Source organism: Tritonibacter mobilis F1926, from assembly GCF_000376545.2.
Classification (GTDB): Bacteria; Pseudomonadota; Alphaproteobacteria; order Rhodobacterales; family Rhodobacteraceae; genus Epibacterium; species Epibacterium mobile.
The window spans coordinates 165,001-184,935 of the sequence record NZ_CP015230.1; the positions used below are offsets into that span (position 1 = coordinate 165,001).

Annotated in this window: 18 protein-coding genes, 2 tRNA genes, 2 rRNA genes and 1 pseudogene (1 of these 23 only partly in view); 15 read left to right on the forward strand and 8 right to left on the reverse strand. The window is 57.3% G+C overall.

Going from position 1 to position 19,935, the window contains the following annotated elements:
* From K529_RS00760 to K529_RS22980, 4 genes and pseudogenes are all read left to right on the forward strand, one after another.
* Window positions 1–1,502 (forward strand): 23S ribosomal RNA (locus K529_RS00760) (it extends 1,341 nt beyond the left edge of the window).
* A 216-nt stretch (window positions 1,503–1,718) separates the two neighbouring features.
* Window positions 1,719–1,833: ribosomal RNA gene (gene rrf, locus K529_RS00765) — 5S ribosomal RNA — on the forward strand.
* 49 nt (window positions 1,834–1,882) lie between these two features.
* A tRNA-Met gene (locus K529_RS00770) sits at window positions 1,883–1,959 on the forward strand.
* A 173-nt stretch (window positions 1,960–2,132) separates the two neighbouring features.
* Window positions 2,133–2,543, forward strand: a pseudogene (locus tag K529_RS22980) (IS66 family transposase); the annotation flags it as partial.
* A 326-nt stretch (window positions 2,544–2,869) separates the two neighbouring features.
* On the opposite strand, the gene K529_RS23395 reads toward K529_RS22980, so the two are convergent.
* Both K529_RS23395 and K529_RS00775 read right to left on the reverse strand, forming a co-directional pair.
* On the reverse strand, window positions 2,870–3,091 hold the full coding sequence (locus K529_RS23395; protein ID WP_131665024.1) for a hypothetical protein: 222 nt from the start codon (window positions 3,089–3,091) through the stop codon (window positions 2,870–2,872).
* A gap of 253 nt (window positions 3,092–3,344) precedes the next feature.
* Window positions 3,345–4,220: a 3-hydroxybutyryl-CoA dehydrogenase gene (locus tag K529_RS00775; protein ID WP_005616952.1), complete on the reverse strand. Its 876-nt coding sequence runs from the start codon at window positions 4,218–4,220 to the stop codon at window positions 3,345–3,347.
* 168 nt (window positions 4,221–4,388) lie between these two features.
* Here K529_RS00775 and K529_RS00780 point away from each other — a divergent pair, with 168 nt between their 5' ends.
* A complete protein-coding gene (locus K529_RS00780) occupies window positions 4,389–5,213 on the forward strand; it encodes a DUF6473 family protein (RefSeq protein ID WP_040641949.1) in 825 nt (274 codons plus the stop codon).
* An 80-nt stretch (window positions 5,214–5,293) separates the two neighbouring features.
* Here K529_RS00780 and K529_RS00785 read toward each other — a convergent pair whose 3' ends face one another.
* Together K529_RS00785 and K529_RS00790 are read right to left on the reverse strand one after the other, a co-directional pair.
* Window positions 5,294–6,223 carry an electron transfer flavoprotein subunit alpha/FixB family protein gene (locus tag K529_RS00785; protein WP_005616945.1) on the reverse strand — a complete coding sequence of 310 codons (930 nt, stop codon included), beginning with the start codon at window positions 6,221–6,223 and terminating at the stop codon, window positions 5,294–5,296.
* A complete protein-coding gene (locus tag K529_RS00790) occupies window positions 6,223–6,981 on the reverse strand; it encodes an electron transfer flavoprotein subunit beta/FixA family protein (protein ID WP_005616943.1) in 759 nt (252 codons plus the stop codon). The genes K529_RS00785 and K529_RS00790 overlap by 1 nt, the downstream gene beginning before the upstream one ends.
* 294 nt (window positions 6,982–7,275) lie before the next feature.
* On the opposite strand from K529_RS00790, the gene K529_RS00795 reads away from it, so the two are divergent.
* Window positions 7,276–8,085: a CatB-related O-acetyltransferase gene (locus K529_RS00795; RefSeq protein ID WP_080929638.1), complete on the forward strand. Its 810-nt coding sequence runs from the start codon at window positions 7,276–7,278 to the stop codon at window positions 8,083–8,085.
* 140 nt (window positions 8,086–8,225) lie between these two features.
* On the opposite strand, the gene K529_RS00800 is transcribed toward K529_RS00795, so the two are convergent.
* The 4 genes from K529_RS00800 to K529_RS00815 form a co-directional block, all read right to left on the reverse strand.
* On the reverse strand, window positions 8,226–8,798 hold the full coding sequence (locus K529_RS00800; RefSeq protein ID WP_005616938.1) for a cob(I)yrinic acid a,c-diamide adenosyltransferase: 573 nt from the start codon (window positions 8,796–8,798) through the stop codon (window positions 8,226–8,228).
* 1 nt (window position 8,799) lies between these two features.
* A complete protein-coding gene (locus K529_RS00805; RefSeq protein WP_005616935.1) occupies window positions 8,800–9,003 on the reverse strand; it encodes a twin transmembrane helix small protein in 204 nt (67 codons plus the stop codon).
* A gap of 71 nt (window positions 9,004–9,074) precedes the next feature.
* Window positions 9,075–9,905, reverse strand: coding sequence for an SDR family NAD(P)-dependent oxidoreductase (locus tag K529_RS00810; RefSeq protein ID WP_005616932.1), 831 nt, complete (start codon window positions 9,903–9,905; stop codon window positions 9,075–9,077).
* A 30-nt stretch (window positions 9,906–9,935) separates the two neighbouring features.
* Window positions 9,936–10,589, reverse strand: coding sequence for an SH3 domain-containing protein (locus K529_RS00815; RefSeq protein ID WP_005616929.1), 654 nt, complete (start codon window positions 10,587–10,589; stop codon window positions 9,936–9,938).
* Window positions 10,590–10,894: 305 nt separating this feature from the next.
* Between K529_RS00815 and parC the strand changes: the two genes are divergently transcribed.
* From parC to rplK, 9 genes are all read left to right on the forward strand, one after another.
* Window positions 10,895–13,243, forward strand: coding sequence for a DNA topoisomerase IV subunit A (parC, locus tag K529_RS00820; protein ID WP_005616927.1), 2,349 nt, complete (start codon window positions 10,895–10,897; stop codon window positions 13,241–13,243).
* Window positions 13,244–13,377: 134 nt separating this feature from the next.
* Window positions 13,378–13,962 carry a hypothetical protein gene (locus K529_RS00825; RefSeq protein WP_005616925.1) on the forward strand — a complete coding sequence of 195 codons (585 nt, stop codon included), beginning with the start codon at window positions 13,378–13,380 and terminating at the stop codon, window positions 13,960–13,962.
* 113 nt (window positions 13,963–14,075) lie between these two features.
* Entirely contained in the window at window positions 14,076–15,251 is a 1,176-nt protein-coding gene (tuf, locus tag K529_RS00830; protein ID WP_009176153.1) for an elongation factor Tu, read from the forward strand.
* A 213-nt stretch (window positions 15,252–15,464) separates the two neighbouring features.
* Window positions 15,465–16,523 (forward strand): hypothetical protein, encoded by a 1,059-nt coding sequence (locus tag K529_RS00835; protein WP_005621021.1) that lies wholly within the window; start codon window positions 15,465–15,467, stop codon window positions 16,521–16,523.
* Between the two features lie 153 nt (window positions 16,524–16,676).
* Window positions 16,677–16,752: transfer RNA gene (locus K529_RS00840), tRNA-Trp, on the forward strand.
* 339 nt (window positions 16,753–17,091) lie between these two features.
* Window positions 17,092–17,289, forward strand: a complete 198-nt coding sequence (gene secE / locus K529_RS00845; protein WP_005621023.1) for a preprotein translocase subunit SecE — start codon at window positions 17,092–17,094, stop codon at window positions 17,287–17,289.
* Between the two features lie 195 nt (window positions 17,290–17,484).
* A complete protein-coding gene (gene nusG, locus K529_RS00850) occupies window positions 17,485–18,018 on the forward strand; it encodes a transcription termination/antitermination protein NusG (protein WP_005621026.1) in 534 nt (177 codons plus the stop codon).
* A gap of 115 nt (window positions 18,019–18,133) precedes the next feature.
* Entirely contained in the window at window positions 18,134–19,348 is a 1,215-nt protein-coding gene (locus tag K529_RS00855; protein ID WP_005621040.1) for a glycosyltransferase family 4 protein, read from the forward strand.
* A 160-nt stretch (window positions 19,349–19,508) separates the two neighbouring features.
* Complete coding sequence (rplK, locus tag K529_RS00860; RefSeq protein ID WP_005621043.1) at window positions 19,509–19,934, forward strand: 50S ribosomal protein L11; 426 nt, start codon at window positions 19,509–19,511, stop codon at window positions 19,932–19,934.
* The last annotated feature ends 1 nt before the right edge of the window (window position 19,935 follow it).

Consider the following 19,935-nt stretch of genomic DNA (forward strand, 5'->3'; position numbering starts at 1 on the left):
ATGATGACATGAGTAGCGACAAAGAGTGTGAGAGACACTCTCGCCGAAAGTCCAAGGGTTCCTGCTTAAAGCTAATCTGAGCAGGGTAAGCCGGCCCCTAAGCCGAGGCCGAAAGGCGTAGGCGATGGGAACCAGGTTAATATTCCTGGGCCAGGAGGATGTGACGGATTGCGAAGGTAGTTTGCTCTTATCGGATTGAGCAGGCTGCTGAGCAGTCCCTGGAAATAGCCCTCCATCAGACCGTACCCTAAACCGACACAGGTGGACTGGTAGAGAATACCAAGGCGCTTGAGAGAACGATGTTGAAGGAACTCGGCAAAATACCTCCGTAAGTTCGCGAGAAGGAGGCCCGGGTCCTACGCAAGTGGAATCCGGGGGCACAAACCAGGGGGTGGCGACTGTTTATTAAAAACACAGGGCTCTGCGAAGTCGCAAGACGACGTATAGGGTCTGACGCCTGCCCGGTGCCTGAAGGTTAAAAGGAGGGGTGAGAGCTCCGAATTGAAGCCCAGGTAAACGGCGGCCGTAACTATAACGGTCCTAAGGTAGCGAAATTCCTTGTCGGGTAAGTTCCGACCTGCACGAATGGCGTAACGACTTCCCCGCTGTCTCCAACATCGACTCAGCGAAATTGAATTGCCTGTCAAGATGCAGGCTTCCCGCGGTTAGACGGAAAGACCCCGTGCACCTTTACTACAGCTTCGCACTGGCATCAGGATTGTGATGTGCAGGATAGGTGGTAGGCATCGAAACCGTGACGCTAGTCGCGGTGGAGCCTTCCTTGAGATACCACCCTTCGCACTCTTGATGTCTAACCGCGGCCCATTATCTGGGTCCGGGACCCTGCGTGGCGGGTAGTTTGACTGGGGCGGTCGCCTCCTAAAGCGTAACGGAGGCGCGCGAAGGTTGGCTCAGAGCGGTCGGAAATCGCTCGTTGAGTGCAATGGCAAAAGCCAGCCTGACTGCGAGACTGACAAGTCGAGCAGAGACGAAAGTCGGCCATAGTGATCCGGTGGTCCCGAGTGGAAGGGCCATCGCTCAACGGATAAAAGGTACGCCGGGGATAACAGGCTGATACTGCCCAAGAGTCCATATCGACGGCAGTGTTTGGCACCTCGATGTCGGCTCATCTCATCCTGGGGCTGGAGCAGGTCCCAAGGGTACGGCTGTTCGCCGTTTAAAGAGGTACGTGAGCTGGGTTTAGAACGTCGTGAGACAGTTCGGTCCCTATCTGCCGTGGGTGTAGGATACTTGAGAGGAGTTGCCCCTAGTACGAGAGGACCGGGGTGAACGAACCACTGGTGGACCAGTTATCGTGCCAACGGTAGTGCTGGGTAGCTATGTTCGGAAAGGATAACCGCTGAAGGCATCTAAGCGGGAAGCCCCCCTCAAAACAAGGTATCCCTGAGGGCCGTGGAAGACCACCACGTCAATAGGCCGGAGATGTAAGCGCAGCAATGCGTTCAGTTGACCGGTACTAATCGCCCGATTGGCTTGATCTGATCCAGTAAAAGACAGCCAAACACCAAAAAGCAAAACTGACTTGGACAACTCGTTGACCTCCTGAAAACAGGACGATCAACACGTTGATAAATCTAGACCCTGGGTGGCTCGTACAAACGTACAAGCCTTCCGGCGGCTTACGAGACTTGCTTCAAAAGTCTCTCACAGCCGACCGAATAAAAACCCAGGATCGAAGATCATGGGTTCTTATTCGGTTTGGTGGCCAAAGCACAAGCGAAACACCCGGTCCCTTCCCGAACCCGGAAGTTAAGCGCTGTTGCGCCGATGGTACTGCATCTTAAGGTGTGGGAGAGTAGGGCACCGCCAAACCTAATAAGAACCCAAATTCTCTCTAAATCGATAAATCAAAAACAAACACCGCGGGATGGAGCAGCCAGGTAGCTCGTCAGGCTCATAACCTGAAGGTCGTAGGTTCAAATCCTACTCCCGCAACCAATACTAATTCTCCAATAATATCAAAACCTTCCAGCCGTGCCTCGCCAGAGTGCGCGGCCTTCGGCGTTCCAGTGACCGCCGCCGACCCCGTCGCAAGACGCAGCAGAGCCGCAAGGTCGTAAGCGTTGCATCTGGCGTATCTGTCCGGTCTGACGGCGTGATGGAGTGCTTGATATACTGGTGCCGTGCATGCGGAGGGCTTTGCGGGCTTCAATGGGCTGGTCGGTAAAGACAAAGCTGGTGAACAAGCGTGCATAGTGCATGTGCGTCGCAAGTTTGTGGATGAGTTCGAGCGCACCGGTGCGGACATCGCCTAGCATGCGATCACGCAGATCGCAGACCTCTATGCTGTTGAGAAGGAGGCACGAGGCAAATCGCCCGAAGAACGGGTCTCCCTGCGCCAGGAGAAGGCAAAACCAATCTTCGATGAACTGGAAGCATGGCTTTCAGCCCAACTCCCCAAAATCTCAGGCAAGACCAAGCTGGCCGAGGCGATCCACTATGCCCTAAACCGCATGCCCAAAGCCCGTGTCTACCTCAACAACGGATGGCTGGAACTTGACAACAACATTTGGCATCAATCAAGCCCAGTCAGTGATTGGGGTCACGCGCTCAGAGAATGAAGACGAGTTTGATAGCATCGGGCTAGGGAAACATCGCCGCTTCGATGAATACTTCGAAAAATATTGGGACTGACGTTCGTAACTTAGCGCGCCAACGAAGAGAAGTTAGACCGGACGCATACCATCTGGCTTCCATTTTCAACTCTATTCTGAGCAAGGTACGGCCTCTAAATTAGCGCATATTCAAGGCCTAGACGCTCTACCGGATCGAGAGTGACCAGCAGATCAATCTCGTGTCCCGGCAGGACAGCGAGCCCGCGGAACTGAAAACCGAGGTCACGTCGAGTTCAACATCTGGCCACCCAGCGAGAAACGGATCGACGATCCGCATCAGCCAGTCCTGACAGGGGTGGCACTCCATGCCCACTCGGATCGCCCCACGTCGCCTGCGCGTAATCCTCCAGCACCGAAGCGCCGTGTTCAAGTTGCGGCAAGACACGCATGGTCAACCCAAGCAGATATTCCCCTGTCGGTTTGAGCCGCAGCTTGCGCCACTCCCAGAGCTTCATGCCGTGTCGCTATTCAAAGCGCCGGATCGCATAGCAGACGGCCGATTAGGTGAGGTTCAGCCGATCTGCGGAATCGATTAAGCTGCCGGTCCGTCCGATTTCACGCAAAATGACCAGCCGCTGGATGTCGATCATGAGGCTTGACTGAGTGTCATTCAATCGCTCGAGATCAGACACTATGGACAAGACGCCATAAGGCGCCCAACAGAAGTTGCAGCCCGTAACGCCTCTCACAAACTCTAGGTATGATTTGTTAGCGCGTTGGAACGGGTGTTTCACCGCGATAGTCGTAAAAACCACGTTGGGTTTTACGGCCAAGCCATCCCGCTTCGACATATTTGGTTAGCAAGGGACAGGGACGGTACTTCGTATCTGCCAACCCGTCGTGCAACACGTTCATAATCGCAAGGCAGGTGTCGAGGCCGATAAAATCCGCCAACTCCAGTGGACCCATCGGGTGGTTTGCACCGAGTTTCATGGACTCATCGATGGAGCGCACGCTGCCTACGCCTTCATAGAGCGTATAGACCGCCTCATTGATCATGGGCATGAGAATGCGGTTCACGATGAAGGCAGGGAAGTCCTCGGCGCTGGCAGCCGTCTTTCCAAGCTTTTCAACCACGGCTTGGCAGGTCTGAAACGTGTCCTCATCAGTCGCAATGCCACGAATGAGTTCGACCAGCTGCATCACCGGGACCGGGTTCATGAAATGGAACCCCATGAAACGCTCAGGCCGATCCGTGCGACTCGCCAGACGTGTGATTGAGATCGATGATGTGTTGGACGTGAGAATCGTATGCGGTTGCAAATGGGGCAGCAGATCCTCAAAGATTGCCTGCTTTACGGCTTCACGCTCGGTTGCAGCTTCGATCACCAGATCGGTTTGACCCAAATCTGCCAGAGTGAGCGTGGTCGAGATCCGGTCCATCGTGGCGGTAACTTCAGCGTCTTCAATCTTGCCACGGCTGGCCTGACGGGCGAGGTTTTTCTGAATCAGTGACAGCGCGCTGTCGAGCGCCTGCTGGCTTATGTCATTGAGAACAACATTAAATCCTGCAAGCGCCAAGACGTGGGCAATGCCGTTGCCCATCTGACCTGCACCGATAACCCCAACTTTTTTCACGTCCATGATGGATGGCCTTTCCTTGCGCCTGCCTAGTGCCTGCGGGCGGATACTAAAGGTTTCGCGCCTGCAGAAACAAGGCCGATTGCCTCTGTTTTCAGCAAATTCGCCGTTTAGCAGTTTGGAAAGATTCGGGCGGCAATATGGCTCTTGGGTGAAAAAGTGGTGGATGAAATGAGCTATGAACTCAAAAGCGCAGACGCGCTCGTGAGCGAGTTATGCAGCTACGGAGAGTCGCGGCTTCGTGTCAGGGGACCCGCGCGTGCGCTGAGTGATCCTTACATCAGTTTCCTTGGTGGAACCGAAGTGTTTGGGCGTTTCGTTGAACGGCCTTTCGCCCAAGGCGTCGAAGGGCAAATTGGTTTGGCCTGTATCAATCTGGGTTGTGTGAACGCAGGGGTTGATGCGTTTTTACATGATGAGGCGTTGATGGACATCGCGGCGGGTGGGCAAATGACCGTGCTGCAGGTGATGGGTGCGCAGAACCTCACCAATAGTTTCTATAAGGTCCATCCTCGGCGCAATGATCGCTTTTTGCGCGCCTATGACGCGCTTGTGCATTTGTTTCCAGAGGTCGATTTTACCGACTTCAACTTCAACAAGCATCTGCTGACGTCACTCAGGGGCGTGTCCGAGGACCGGTTTGAGCGGGTACGAGCTGGCCTTCAAGAAACTTGGCTGACACGAATGAGCCGCATCGTGGATGCGCTTGGTGGGCGCGTTGTGCTGCTGTGGCTCCGGTATGATATGGGAACGGTCGACACGCTTGGTCCTTCTCCAAGCCTTGTGGAGCGGTCTATGGTTGATGTTCTGCGTCCGCGTGTATCTGGCGTGATTGAGCTTGAGGTGACGACAGCCGGGCAGGCGCAGGATATTCCGGGGATGATGTTTGGCCCGATGGACCTGCCTGCTGCGCAGATGATGCTTGGCCCCAAGGAACATGACCGGATCGCGGATGTGGTGGCGTCAAGACTACTCAATATGTTGGCGGCTGCCTGAGCCACACGGAAATACGCCTGAAATGCAAAAAAAGGCCCGCGCAATCGGCGGGCCTTTCTCATTCTTCGAAGCTGTTTGGATCAGCCGAGCTTTTCGGTCAGTTCCGGTACGGCTTGGAACAGGTCTGCAACCAACCCGTAGTCGGCAACCTGAAAGATCGGTGCTTCTTCGTCTTTGTTGATGGCGACGATGATCTTGGAATCTTTCATACCTGCAAGGTGCTGGATCGCGCCGGAGATGCCGACAGCGATATAGAGCTCAGGCGCAACCACCTTACCGGTCTGACCCACCTGCCAGTCGTTCGGAGCAAAGCCCGAATCGACCGCGGCACGGGATGCGCCAACTGCAGCGCCCAGTTTGTCGGCCAAGGCTTCGATGATCTTGAAGTCTTCTTCAGACCCGACACCGCGACCACCGGAGACAACCACACCAGCGGATGTGAGCTCGGGGCGGTCGCTGGTGGCGAGCTTGTCTTCAACCCAAGAGCTGAGGCCGGGGTTATCGGCTGCGGAAATGGTATCGACAGAAGCCGAGCCACCTTCGCCAGCGGCATCAAAGGTGGACGTCCGGAAGGAGATGACCTTTTTCGCGTCCGCTGATTTCACCACTTGAATGGCGTTACCTGCGTAGATCGGGCGCTCGAATGTGTCGGCGTCAACTACGGCTGTCACGTCCGAGATCACCATCACATCAAGCAGAGCTGCCACGCGGGGCAGGATGTTCTTGGCATCGGTGGTCGCGGGCGCGACGATGTGGCTGTAGTCACCCGCGAGCGACGCGATCAGCGCTGCTGTGGGTTCTGCCAAACGGTGGCCGAGGCTTTCGTCTTCGGCGACCAGCACCTTTGCAACGCCGTCGATTTTGGCGGCAGCTTCGCCCGCAGCAGCAGCGGATGCGCCTGCAGCCAGTACGGTCACATCGCCCAGAGATTTCGCGGCGGAAACAGCCTTTGCAGTGGCATCAAACGCCAGCTCACCTGCGTTGACTTCGGCAAGGAGAAGAACAGCCATTACACAGCCCCCGCTTCTTTGAGTTTCGCGACCAGCTCGTCCACGGAGCCCACGATGATGCCTGCAGAGCGGGCCTCGGGTTCCTTGGTCTCCACCACGGTCAGGCGTGGGGTGACGTCGACGCCGTAATCAGCAGCGGTTTTCTCGTCGAGCGGCTTTTTCTTTGCCTTCATGATGTTCGGCAAGGAGGCATAGCGCGGCTCGTTGAGGCGCAGATCCACGGTGACGATTGTTGGCATCTTCACAGAGATGGTCTGCAAACCGCCGTCCACCTCACGGGTGACCTTCGCGTTATCGCCGTCGATGTCGACTTCGGAGGCAAAGGTTGCCTGAGACCAGCCCAGCAGTGCCGACAGCATCTGACCGGTGGCGTTCATGTCGTTGTCGATCGCCTGTTTGCCTGCCAGCACGAGCCCCGGCTGCTCTTCTTCGACAACTTTGGCAAGGATCTTGGCGACCGCGAGCGGTTCAATATCCTGATGCACATCGTCGGCTGCAACTACGAGGATGGCGCGGTCGGCACCCATGGCGAGCGCGGTGCGCAGGGTTTCCTGAGCCTGCTTGACGCCGATGGAGACTGCGACCACCTCATCCGCCTTGCCAGCTTCTTTGAGGCGGATGGCCTCTTCGACGGCAATCTCGTCAAAGGGGTTCATCGACATCTTGACGTTGGCGAGATCAACACCGCTTCCATCCGCTTTGACGCGGACTTTCACGTTATAGTCGATCACGCGTTTGACAGGCACGAGTACCTTCATAGTGCGTTTCTCCTTAACAATCGGGTCCCGCTCCCACGGGTCCCATGAATGCTCTCGAGGTGTTGATACCGACTAGAGGGCGACGGCAACAGGGTAAAATCGTCACGTTGTGGCTCGAGGACGTCGCGTTTGCAGCAATAACGCCAAATTTCGTTACGGAATTTTCTTTCCGGAAACCTGCTGAGGGGCATATAAAAGTTCCTCTCGCCGATAGTCGGGCAGTACCCGGGCCAATTCAGGTTTGGGTGAAACGCAGGTCGCAGCTGATGCTTGCGTGCGCTTTATGGCTTTTGAATGGGGTTTGTTAACAGTTGTGTAGTTCACTTCATTCGGAAAAAATCGATGAGAAATTTACGAATGCAGTCATTGGCCAGCAAGGAAGCACAATTTGTCGCGGGCACACTCGCCCCTTCGGTCAGGCTGGATGCCAAGAGCATAAGCGCTGCAGGACTGGCGAGAGAGTTCGCACCTCTACGCTCATTCCTTTTTGAGCAGACTGCGCGAATGGAAAGCCCGGCCCCTATTTCTCAACACAGCGTGTTCATCGGTGCCCAAAGCTATATGAATGATTCGGGCATTGTGCGGGACAGGGTCTTTATCGGACGGTACTGCAGTATAGGTCGTCGCGTTTCGATCGCAGCAGGTGCGCACTACATGACGGGAGTGTCTACAAATCCTGCGCTGGCACAGGGGCCTGCCGAAGCGTTCTATAGCGCAGATGAGATGGAGGCACTTGAGTTCTCGGCTGCCTCCAGGAGAGATGCGCCCACCATCCTGCAGGCGGATGTCTGGGTCGGAGATGGGGCCATTGTCATGCCGAGTGTGGTTGTTGGGGCAGGAGCCGTTATTGGCGCAAATTCCGTGGTCACAAAAGATGTTGCCCCATATTCGATAGTCGCAGGATGCCCGGCACGTCACATTCGATTCCGCTTTCCGGAGAGGGTGCGGGAGCGACTGCTGCAATCACAGTGGTGGGACCTGTCATTGGAAACGCTTAAGGCATTTCAATCGGGCAATGTTCTGTCATTCCTTGATGAAGTCGAGGCCTTGAACATCTCCGAGACGCATTTTGCCGATTGCCCAACACTTGCGATCGGAACGTAGGCACTCAACCAGACCTTGCTGATCCTCAGAGCGGTATCCCCAAGGAACAGGTTGCGTGTGGGCGTTGGTAGACCGAAGACCTCGTTGTCCTGTAGAGTTTTCTTCTTTGAAGCTGGAACTGCTCCGCAGGCAAAAAAGGACTACCGGTTCGCGCCGGGCACCCAGAGCACGTCTTTCTCGCCATTTTCGTTGGCGATGCGCGAGGCAACGAAGAACCAGTCCGAAAGCCGGTTGAGGTAGATCGTCACCGATGAGTTGACGTCTTCTTCTGTAGCCAGTTCCGTTGTCAAACGCTCAGCGCGGCGGGCGACGGTGCGGCAAACGTGCAGATACGCCGAAAGCGCGCTGCCGCCGGGGAGAACAAAGCTGCGCAGGGGCGTCAGATTTTTGTTCATGACGTCGATTTCCGCCTCGAGGCGATCCACCTGACTTTGCGCGATACGCAGCGGCGGATACTCAGCGTCCGCATCCAGATGCATCTCGGGCCGACAAAGATCAGCGCCAAGATCAAAGAGGTCATTTTGAATGCGTGCCAGAGCGGCGTCCATTTCACCCTCAGCGACCAAGCGGGCAACGCCCACCTGCGCGTTCAACTCATCCGAGGTGCCATAAGCGGTCACACGGGCAGAGTGTTTGGCAACGCGCGCCCCATTGCCAAGCGCGGTGTCGCCCTTATCGCCGGTGCGGGTGTAGATTTTGCTGAGAACGACCATGTTAGTTTCCTGTGCCGGCAAAATAGACAAAAGCAACCATCAAAACCACGGCGATGAACTGAAAGAAAATACGCAGGCGCATCATCTTGTTGCCGTTCTTGCGGTTGAATTCTCCGCCGACGCCAAAGCCGCCGATGCCGATAGCAAGCACGATGGCCACTGCGGCCATTGCGAGGATGCCCAAAATATAGAGTGGAGAGCCCATGATCCGTGTGGTCCTTTGTTGTCCTGTGGCGCCGGATGCCTCTGATTTGCATTCGGTTCGCTGTGGTGCGTCTATCTATACCGCAGCAGGATGCGGTCAATCGCGCGCGTGGACAGTACCCTGCGCAGCGTCCCGGCGATATAGGTTGGCGTGGTGACATAGTAACGCGGACGTGGGCGGCGTGCCTCTAAGGCGTGTGCGAGTTTCTTGGACACTGCCGCAGGGGGCAGTTCAAACGCATCTGGCCCGCTGGATTCATAAAGCCGCTTCAACAGTGATCCCTCGTATCGGTCGCGGATCGGCGAGTTTTTCCAGTCGATGTGCTTTTCAAAATGCGGAATGGAGTTTTCCCGGATTTTGGATGTCACGGGGCCTGGCTCAATCAGGATTACGTCGATCCCGGTGCCGGACAACTCTAGCCGGAGGGTGTCGCTCAGCCCTTCGATTGCAAACTTTGTTGCCGCATAGGCCCCGCGCCATGGGTATGTTACCAGCCCCAGCACAGATGAGTTTTGCACAATCCGCCCGCGTCCCTGCGCGCGCATAACCGGGACCACCTGTCGGATCAACTCGTGCCAGCCAAACACATTGGTCTCAAAAATCTCGCGCAGGCCATCTGTGGGCAGATCCTCGACCGCACCGGGCAGCCCGTGTGCGCCGTTGTTGAACAGCGCATCCAGCGTGCCGCCGGTGGATTTTAGCACTTCGGCCAGCCCAGTTTGAATGCTGTCTGCGTCAGTGTAATCAATGCGCGGGCTTTCAAAGCCTTCGGCGCGCAGGCGGTCGCAATCGCGCTGCTGTCTGCATGAGGCAAACACCCGCCAGCCACGGGCGCGCATGTCATTGGCGGCTGCGTGGCCAATGCCGGATGAGCAGCCAGTAATCAGCAAGGTTTTGGTCATCGTCGCTCCCCGGGTAGGTCCGGGGCCGAGTTATGACTGTTTCGCGCTCAGCAGGGAAGCCGCAATCCAGCCCACTTGACCGGTCTTTGGGTTTTCCAGCAGTGACCATCCGGAAGGATCGTCGTTAAGCACGCGCACCTTATCCCCGGCAAGCAGTTGCATCAGCACCGGAAAACGGGTGCCGGGCCCAAGGCGCACATTGGCGCGAGAGGCTCGTATCTTGCGCATGTCGCCAATCGGCTCGGGGGTTGCGACAGCAGCGACGGGCTGCGGTTCATCGGTTGTGATCGCGCCAAGACCACCTTCTATCGATCCGATCCGCAGACCCGTGACGGGCAGATTGAGAGAAATCGGCTGCGGTAGGGAAACCACCGAGGCCGGTTCGCGCAAGGAGATGTTGATAACCGCAGCATCCGACCCTGTCGGGGTGTCGGATGCGGTATCCGCACGGTTGCCAGTGGCGGTTTTGATCACAGCCGGTGCACTATATGGTGTCAGAACAGGGCTGGCGAGCTGGGTTTCTGCGGGGCGGCTGACTATCCGGCCACGGTCACTGGCTGCGGCGACGCGGGCACTCGGGGTCTCAGTTTGAGCGCGCTCGGGTGGGGAGAAATCCGCACCTCCGCTGAGTTCGTAAAAAGCTAGTGCCAAACCGGCAAAAGAAACCACCAAAAACCGCGACATCGCGTACACTCCCCCGAAAATTGATCGCTGCAGTTCAGACAGCTTACCCCGCTCCCGCGCTCAACGCGGCAGGCACACAGATGTTCCGAACCTGAAATTGGCAGCGAGAATCGCATTGGGTGCGATCATATTCCACAATTTTAACATAAAACGAGGGGAGAGGTGGTAAATTCCTCCCCCGCAGTGGCTTGATGGGGCGAATTTTCAAATGATTTCAGGGCAACGCGGTCACGCCATGTCGCTCTTCTGTGGAAAACGGGCGATGCCCGCTTGCCGCATGACGAGGTGGGCAGTATCAGGATGAGATGACCGACATCGTTGATGATCCCACGACCCCCGAGATGCCTGCAAATGGCGAGCTGCGCGAGCCGCTGCGACGCGCCATTGGCGAGCGATACCTAACGTATGCGCTGAGCACGATTATGCACCGGGCCTTGCCCGATGCGCGTGACGGACTGAAGCCTGTGCATCGGCGCATCCTATACGCCATGAGCCGATTGCGCTTGTCGTCATCGGGCGGATTTTTGAAGTCCGCCAAGATCTCCGGCGACACGATGGGGGATTTCCACCCTCACGGGGATGCGGCGATCTATGACGCCATGGCGCGTCTGGCGCAGGATTTTGCGGTGCGCTATCCGCTGGTTGACGGTCAGGGTAACTTTGGCAACATCGACGGCGATAACCCTGCAGCCTCGCGCTACACAGAGGCACGGATGACCTTCATCGCTGAGGCGATGCTGGAGGGGCTGGGCGAAGACGCGGTCGATTTTCGCGACAATTACGATGGCCGCCTGCAAGAGCCGAGCGTTCTGCCTGCGACCTTCCCGAATATTCTCGCCAATGGATCCAGCGGTATTGCCGTGGGTATGGCGACCAATATTCCGCCGCATAATATTTCCGAGCTGATCGATGCCTGTATTCACCTGATCAAGGCACCGAACGCGGGTGATGACACGCTGCTGCAACACGTGCCGGGGCCGGATTTCCCGACCGGCGGCACCATTGTGGAACCGAAGGAAAACATCGCACAGGCCTATCGCACGGGCCGTGGCTCATTCCGTTTGCGCGCCAAACACGAAATTGAGGATCTGGGCCGGGGTCAATGGCAGGTTGTTGTCACGGAAATCCCCTACCAGGTGCAGAAATCCAAGCTCATCGAGAAAATCGCAGAGCTGATCCAGACCAAGAAGGTGCCGATCCTTGCGGATGTGCGCGATGAAAGCGCCGAAGACATCCGCATCATTCTGGAACCGAAATCCAAGAACGTCGACCCCGAGGTGCTGATGGGGTTGATGTATCGTAACTCCGATCTGGAGGTGCGGTTCTCGCTTAATATGAACGTGCTGATCGACGGCGTGACGCCCAAGGTCTGCTCGATGAAGGAGGTGCTGCGCGCCTTCCTCGACCATCGCCGTGATGTGCTTCAGCGCCGCTCGCGCCACCGGATGGCCAAGATCGACCACCGGCTTGAGGTGCTCGACGGTTTCATCATTGCGTTTTTGAATCTCGACCGGGTGATCGACATCATCCGCTATGACGATGATCCCAAAGCGGCCTTGATGCGTGAAAATTGGGAGCGCGAACTTCCCCGTGCCTTCACCGAGGCCGAGTATGTCACGCCTGTCGCAGGCGACGGCGAACTCTCCGAGGTGCAGGCCGAGGCGATCCTCAACATGCGCCTGCGCAGCTTGCGCAAGCTCGAAGAGATAGAACTCACCCGCGAGCGGGACGCCTTGCGCGAGGAACGCGCGGGCCTTGCCGAGCTTCTGGAGAGTGAAGATCTGCAATGGAAGAAGATCACCGAACAGTTGCGTGAGACCAAAAAACAGTTCGGCAAAGACTATGAGGGCGGCAGTCGTCGCACCCAGTTTGCCGAGGCGGGCGAGGTCGAAGACGTGCCGCTTGAGGCGATGATCGACCGCGAACCGATCACCGTGGTGTGCTCGCAAATGGGTTGGATTCGCGCGATGACCGGCCATATCGATCTGGGCCGTGAGTTGAAGTTCAAGGACGGCGACGGCCCGCGCTTTATTTTCCATGCGGAAACCACCGACCGGCTCTTGGTCTTTGGTTCCAACGGGCGGTTCTATACCCTGTCAGCGGCCAATCTGCCCGGCGGTCGTGGCATGGGCGAACCTCTGCGCCTGATGGTGGATCTGCCCAATGAGGTGGAGATCGTTGATCTCTTCATCCACAACCCGGAAGGGCGTCTGCTGGTGGCATCGGATGCTGGCAATGGCTTTGTTTGTGCAGAGAAAGAGATCGTGGCGCAGACACGGGGCGGCAAGCAGGTGTTGAACGTCAAGGACGACGAGCGCGCCAAGATCTGTACTCCTGTCTCTGGCGATCACGTTGCGGTGGTTTCCGAGAATGGCAAGTTCCTTGTATTCTCTATTGAGGAAATGCCTGAACTCACCCGCGGCAAGGGCGTGCGCCTGCAGAAATACAACATGGCCCGAGGGCGTCAGGGCTCGCTGGAGCTGGATGGCGGCCTTGCGGATGTCACCACCTTCAACTGGGATGAAGGGCTGCAGTGGGAAATGGGCGGCGGCAAAACCCGCCATGAAACCGACCTCAGCCAGTGGCTTGGCAAGCGGGCAGGGGTTGGCAAGCGCCCCCCCTATGGGTTCCCCAAGGATTACAAATTCAAATAACGGCAATATATTGCCGGAAAACATGTGGCCCCTGCGCAACCGCGCGGGGGTTCGCTTTTGTGCGGGTTTACCGGGAGGGAAATCCCGGTCTATCACTTGGCCACCCTGATCCGAGAGCGAGATAGAGAGATTTGATGTTGCGCACGATAGCCCTTCTGGCCCTGACTGTTCTTGTCGCAGCCTGTACCCCGCCCAGCCCCGACGATGAGCTGCGCGATCTTGGCAGCTACAAACTCGGCCACAATATCGTGGTCGCGCCCAAGGTGCAGATGGTACCCGGCTCCCGTCCAGTGGAGGCGCAGGAATGGGTCGATGTGCTGACCAATGAAGTGTCCGCAAGATTTTCTCAGTATGAGGGCGATCAGCTTTATCACTTTGGCATCAGCGTAGAGGGGTATTTTGTCGCTCCCGGCGGTGTGCCTTTGGTGCTGAGTCCGAAATCTGTGCTGGCGGTAAATGTCACCGTCTGGGACGACGCCGCGAATAAGAAGCTGAACACAGAGCCCAAAACCTTCACCGTGTTTGAGACCACCTCGGGAGAGAGCTTCCTGGTTGGGTCGGGCCATGCCCGCACACGTGAAGAGCAGATGCAGGGTCTGGCCCGCAATGCGGTTAGGGCCATCGAGACCTGGATGGTTGAACAGCACAAGGAAAACGGCTGGTTTGATGCGCGTGAGGCGGATGTGGTTGAGAACGCCGCCGACGCGGCCAGCGGATAGCGCGTTTGTCAAGAACGAACCGCTTGATTTTTGCGCGCAAACCAAATAAGCCGCGCGCGCAGAGGAAACCGGGTCCGGTCGGACCCCCCAATTTTCAAAAGGGCGCCTAAGGAATGGCAAAGGAAAAGTTTGAGCGTAATAAACCGCACGTCAACATCGGCACCGTTGGCCATGTTGACCACGGTAAAACCACGCTGACCGCAGCAATCACCAAATACTTCGGCGACTTCCGCGCATACGACCAGATCGACGGCGCACCGGAAGAAAAAGCACGCGGTATCACCATCTCCACCGCCCACGTGGAATATGAAACCGACGCGCGTCACTACGCACACGTCGACTGCCCCGGCCACGCTGACTATGTGAAAAACATGATCACCGGTGCGGCGCAGATGGACGGCGCGATCCTGGTTGTGAACGCAGCAGACGGCCCGATGCCCCAGACCCGCGAGCACATCCTGCTGGCGCGTCAGGTTGGCGTTCCCGCGCTGGTCGTGTTCATGAACAAAGTGGACCAGGTCGACGACGAAGAGCTCCTCGAGCTCGTCGAGATGGAAATCCGTGAACTGCTGTCTTCTTATGACTTCCCCGGCGACGATATCCCGATCATCGCAGGTTCCGCTCTGGCGGCGATGGAAGGTCGTGACCCGGAAATCGGTGAAGAGAAGATCAAAGAGCTGATGGCGGCTGTGGATGAGTACATCCCGACCCCTGAGCGCGCTGTTGACCAGCCCTTCCTGATGCCGATCGAAGACGTGTTCTCGATCTCTGGCCGTGGTACTGTTGTGACCGGTCGTGTTGAGCGTGGCGTGATCAATGTTGGCGACAACATCGAGATCGTTGGTATCAAAGACACCACCACCACCACCTGTACCGGTGTGGAAATGTTCCGCAAACTGCTGGACCGTGGTGAAGCAGGCGACAACATCGGCGCGCTGCTGCGTGGTATCGACCGTGAAGCGGTTGAGCGTGGTCAGGTTCTGTGTAAGCCGGGTTCCGTGACCCCGCACACCAAATTCGAGGCTGAGGCGTATATCCTCACCAAAGAAGAAGGTGGCCGTCACACGCCGTTCTTTGCGAACTACCGTCCGCAGTTCTACTTCCGCACCACCGACGTGACCGGCACCGTGACTCTGCCTGCCGGCACCGAGATGGTGATGCCGGGCGACAACCTGAAGTTCGAAGTTGAGCTGATCGCCCCGATCGCGATGGAAGACGGTCTGCGCTTTGCGATCCGCGAAGGCGGCCGCACCGTTGGCGCGGGCGTTGTGTCCAAGATCCTCGCGTAAGCGATGGGCCTCGCCTGATTTAAACGGCGAGTGACAATAGAAAGGGCCTCCCTTCGCGGGAGGCCCTTTTCTCGTGTTTTTGCGCGTTCTGGGCCTTGGCGCCGGGATGCCTTGCCTCGGTGCTCAAGGCTGTGCATACACATGAAAAATGGGTGTTTTCGCCAGATCACCACATTGGACTTCTGGTGGATATGAAAACGGAAAGACGATTTTTTGCCTCGCACAGCATATGTCCATATCGGTACGCACAAGACTGGCACGACCTATCTGCAAAGCTGGATGCGCAAGAATGCAAATACGCTCGCACAACTCGGGATCGTGTATCCCGACATAGGCCTGACGCCAAAAGATGCCGCACATAAAGTGTTGGCGCTAGAGGCGCGCACCGCACCTGACACATTGTCCGAGACCGAGTCATGGGCGCAGCTTGCAGACACTGTTGCGGAAACCTCGGGCGATGTGGTGATCTCTTCGGAGACTTTCAGTGACCGGATGAAGGCGCCAGAACATGTCAGGCGCTTAGTGCGCTTCTTTGCCGACCTTGGGTTGGAGACAAAGTTCATTATCTTTCTGCGCGATCCACCCGCCTATCTGAACTCTCTCTATGTTCAGGCGGTCAAACGCTTTAATGCAGGCTGCTCTTTTGAGGACTACGCCGAAGAAAAGCTCAAGCAGGGGTATTGCAATTATGCGGAACGCATAGAGTTTTTCGCCTCTGCTGCACCGGTGATTGCCTTGCCCTTTCGTCGCGACAGCAAAGCGTTGGAATATGTGTTTCTGGAGGCGATGGGCCGTTCGAGCGAAGAAATTGATCGATGCCAGCCACAGGCTATTTCTGTTCAGAACCCAAGCATGGGGCCATTTGCGATCCATGTCGCTCGGGAAATATATGCGCGTTTGCCCTCTGACATCACTGCACCGGAACGCCGTCGCAGGCGTCTGGAGTTTAAGTCTGTCTTGACCAAACTTGAGGGGTTTGAGACGGGTTTTGTTGGCTGTGACAACGCATATGCCGAGAAAATACGTCACAGAGTTTCCCGTCAAACCGCAGCGGTCGCCGCAGAACACTTTGGCGCACCGTGGGAGGACGTTGTTCCAGCTGAAACCATGTTCGACCGCTACGCCGCCCAGCAGGAGCTGGAGTTTCCCGCTGAGCGCGTTGAGCCTCTGGTCAAAACTATGGTGGATGGCGATTTCGGCCCGCGCTGGCCTTTCGTGCGGCGCTGGGCGTACCGCCTCAAGCGAAAGGCGACGGGTCTGTTTTCGTCATAAACCAGAGACGGAATCGGGGCTGACATCGCCTTTATTTCCGGTATGCGCGGTACGATACCTGCGGTCTTTGATCCGTGCGCGTGCTAGCAAGTGCAAAAATGCGAACTTCTCTCTTGCGTCCTCTGACGCACTCGCTTAGGAACGCCGCACCACAGGGGTATAGCTCAGTTGGTAGAGCGACGGTCTCCAAAACCGTAGGTCGCGGGTTCGAACCCTGCTGCCCCTGCCATTAAAATCAAGAACATCAGAAAATCCACCGCTGAACCATCATCTGTACGTTGGGCGCTTGTGATTTTTTCAGCTGTTACCGGATACTTCCAGCGAATTGATCGTGGTCAAAGAAGGCGATGGTGATGGATCTTGCCCCGTTTCAGGCGACTGCGCGCCTCGGAACGCCATGGCGCGACACAGGTGAGAGTTTCGCGGCTCAGTGGATTCAGGCTGTGGTTTTCAGAAATTGAGGTTGAATTGGCCGCAGAGGCGCTCCATCCGAGCGGCGGGCCTTGAATTTACCACCGCTCTCGGGTAGATCGCCCTCCTAGTCGACAAGAGAGAGTGCGAGAGCCCTATGGCCACCATCAATCCCGTTAAGTTCATCCAGCAGGTGCGCGCAGAAGTCAGCAAGGTTGTCTGGCCGACTCGCCGCGAGGTTCTGCTGACCACGGTCATGGTGTTCATCATGGCGGCACTGGCTGCGGCGTTCTTTGCAGTGGTGGATCTGCTGATCCGCACCGGTCTGAGCGGCATCTACGGGATCTTTGGCTAAGATAGGCATTTGATGCGCTGCAGCTGTTGTGGCGCCGTTGCCTCTTGATCTTGCCTGCTCAGAGGGATAGTTCAGCCGATACTGGATGAGGCGTGCGGCGATTCGCACGCCGATTTTTGTTGGACCGCAGCCAATGGCTGCACGGAGATATTTCGCGGCACAGGCCCGCAGGGAACAAGAAGGACGAGCAGGTTCATGGCGAAACGGTGGTATTCGGTCAGCGTTCTTTCGAACTTCGAAAAGAAAATCGCAGAACAGATTCGCACCGCAGTCGTGGAGCAGGGTCTTGAGGACGAGATCGACGAGGTTCTGGTTCCCACTGAGGAAGTGATCGAAATTCGTCGCGGCAAAAAAGTCTCGACCGAGCGCCGCTTCATGCCGGGCTACGTGCTGGTGCATATGGAGATGTCCGATCAGGGCTATCACCTGATTTCCTCCATCAACCGCGTCACAGGTTTCCTCGGCCCGCAGGGCCGTCCGATGCCGATGCGCGATGCTGAGGTGCAGGGCATCCTTGGCCGCGTCGAAGAAGGTGTTGAGGCACCGCGCACGCTCATTTCCTTCGAGGTGGGCGAGAAGGTTAAAGTCAACGACGGCCCGTTCGAGGATTTCGACGGTATGGTCGAGGGCGTGGACGACGAGAACCAGAAGCTCAAGGTCACCGTGTCCATCTTTGGTCGCGAAACCCCGGTGGAGCTGGACTTCACGCAGGTCACCAAACAGGTGTAATCCACGCCTGTTTCGGTACAAATGCCGGACATTGCATCGCATTTCCCATTGGGAACCTGACGATCGGCCCCTAGAGTGGGGCCGATTTTGTTTTGTCCACTGGAGTTTTGCGCCCATGAAATTGCTCGTCGTGTCGACGAACGCTGCCCAGACGATGGGGGGCGAGGCGATGAAGGCGCTGCAATACATGCAGCAACTGCTGGCAGATGGTCGCGACGCCACCCTCATCACTCATGAGCGCTGCCGCGACGCCTTGGCCGGGGAGTTGCCAGCGGATCGGGTGATCTATGTGCGTGACAGCACCTTGATGAAGGCCTGTTGGCGCACGCCGGGTCTGGCGCGGTTTGTGAACAGTTTCTTCCATGTCGAGGTCGCCCGGATCTGTCGCGGCTTTGATCCCGCACAGGTGGTGATCCATTACTTATGTCCGATCTCACCGGTGGAGCAGCGTTTCCCACCAAGCGGCTATTGCTATGTGATCGGGCCGCTTTCGGGCAATATCTTCTATCCACAAGGGTTCCAGCATCTCGCGGAAAAAAGCCTGCGACTGCAGCAGCGCATCTATCGCCCTCTGCAAAAGGCTCTGGGGCTGGTCTCTCGCCAGTTTGTGCGCGCCGACAGGGTGCTGGTTTCGGGTTATATGCGCACGCGAGAGGCGTTGGGCTGGGCGGGCTGTCCCGAGGCTCGGATGCGGGATGTTTGGGATGCCGGGCTCAGCGATGACCTCTTTGCGCGGCCCCGTGTGTGCCCGGCTGAAAACCCGGCGCATTTTGTCTGGATCGGCCGTATGGTGCCCTACAAGGGAGCAGATCTGGCTATTCGTGCGCTGTCTCAAGCCCCACAGGAGGCGCGGCTCACGCTATATGGGGATGGGCCGCAACGTGCCGCGCTGGAGGCTTTGGTGCGTGATCTCGGTCTCTCTGAGCGGGTGACATTTGCCGGCTGGCTCGCGCATGAGGATCTGTCGCAGGAGCTGGGCCAATATCGTGCGCTGCTGTTCCCGAGCCTCAAGGAGGCCAATGGCATTATTGTGCAGGAATGCATGGCCATTGGCCTGCCGGTGGTGCCGTTGCGTTGGGGCGGCCCACTTGGGTTGGCCACAGATGACGAAGCGCTGTTCGTCGAGGCCCATGATCCGACACAGGTGGTGCGGGACTTGGCCGCCGCGATTGTAGAGTTGACGCAACAGCCCGAACGCGCCGAGGCCCTGTCAAAAGCGGCGCGCATCAAGGCCGAGGCCGCGTTTCCATGGGCGCAGGTGGCACAGAGCTGGTACGCCGCAGCCCTTTCGGCGCATGATCAAGGCGCAAAGCGCAGCACCGGGGGTTGATTCCTGCAGCAAGGGGGCGTATCAGCCGCCAATCTGCCCGGTTCCTTAACCGGGCGTGATTCTTGTGGGAGGCCCAAGCGTCGCGACGTGATGGATCGAACCACGCAACGTAAAAGAGCTCTTGGGCGCGCCCAAAAGCTGTTGAAAAGGAGACAACCACATGGCTAAGAAGCTTGTTGGTTCGATGAAACTGCAGGTTCCTGCAGGTCAGGCAAACCCGTCCCCGCCGGTCGGTCCGGCGCTGGGTCAGCGCGGCATCAACATCATGGAATTCTGCAAGGCGTTCAACGCCAAGACCGCAGACATGGAGCCCGGCGCTCCTTGCCCGACCGTGATCACCTACTATCAGGACAAGTCCTTCACCATGGACATCAAGACGCCGCCCGCGTCTTACTACCTGAAGAAGGCTGCAAAGATTAAATCCGGCGCGAACAACCCGAGCCGTGAGACCGCAGGCACCGTCACTGCCGCTCAGGTGAAAGAGATCGCCGAAGCGAAGATGAAAGATCTGAACGCGAACGACATCGAAGCCGCGATGCAGATCATCCTGGGCTCCGCCCGCTCCATGGGCATCGAGGTGAAGTAAG

Bases quoted from the DNA above. Each gene is read 5' to 3' on its own strand.
- K529_RS23395 (WP_131665024.1), bottom strand. From the start codon at position 3,091: ATGAAGCTCTGGGAGTGGCGCAAGCTGCGGCTCAAACCGACAGGGGAA.
- K529_RS00775 (WP_005616952.1), bottom strand. From the start codon at position 4,220: ATGGACGTGAAAAAAGTTGGGGTTATCGGTGCAGGTCAGATGGGCAAC.
- K529_RS00780 (WP_040641949.1), top strand. From the start codon at position 4,389: ATGAGCTATGAACTCAAAAGCGCAGACGCGCTCGTGAGCGAGTTATGC.
- K529_RS00785 (WP_005616945.1), bottom strand. From the start codon at position 6,223: ATGGCTGTTCTTCTCCTTGCCGAAGTCAACGCAGGTGAGCTGGCGTTT.
- K529_RS00790 (WP_005616943.1), bottom strand. From the start codon at position 6,981: ATGAAGGTACTCGTGCCTGTCAAACGCGTGATCGACTATAACGTGAAA.
- K529_RS00795 (WP_080929638.1), top strand. From the start codon at position 7,276: ATGGGGTTTGTTAACAGTTGTGTAGTTCACTTCATTCGGAAAAAATCG.
- K529_RS00800 (WP_005616938.1), bottom strand. From the start codon at position 8,798: ATGGTCGTTCTCAGCAAAATCTACACCCGCACCGGCGATAAGGGCGAC.
- K529_RS00805 (WP_005616935.1), bottom strand. From the start codon at position 9,003: ATGGGCTCTCCACTCTATATTTTGGGCATCCTCGCAATGGCCGCAGTG.
- K529_RS00810 (WP_005616932.1), bottom strand. From the start codon at position 9,905: ATGACCAAAACCTTGCTGATTACTGGCTGCTCATCCGGCATTGGCCAC.
- K529_RS00815 (WP_005616929.1), bottom strand. From the start codon at position 10,589: ATGTCGCGGTTTTTGGTGGTTTCTTTTGCCGGTTTGGCACTAGCTTTT.
- parC (WP_005616927.1), top strand. From the start codon at position 10,895: ATGACCGACATCGTTGATGATCCCACGACCCCCGAGATGCCTGCAAAT.
- K529_RS00825 (WP_005616925.1), top strand. From the start codon at position 13,378: ATGTTGCGCACGATAGCCCTTCTGGCCCTGACTGTTCTTGTCGCAGCC.
- tuf (WP_009176153.1), top strand. From the start codon at position 14,076: ATGGCAAAGGAAAAGTTTGAGCGTAATAAACCGCACGTCAACATCGGC.
- secE (WP_005621023.1), top strand. From the start codon at position 17,092: ATGGCCACCATCAATCCCGTTAAGTTCATCCAGCAGGTGCGCGCAGAA.
- nusG (WP_005621026.1), top strand. From the start codon at position 17,485: ATGGCGAAACGGTGGTATTCGGTCAGCGTTCTTTCGAACTTCGAAAAG.
- K529_RS00855 (WP_005621040.1), top strand. From the start codon at position 18,134: ATGAAATTGCTCGTCGTGTCGACGAACGCTGCCCAGACGATGGGGGGC.
- rplK (WP_005621043.1), top strand. From the start codon at position 19,509: ATGGCTAAGAAGCTTGTTGGTTCGATGAAACTGCAGGTTCCTGCAGGT.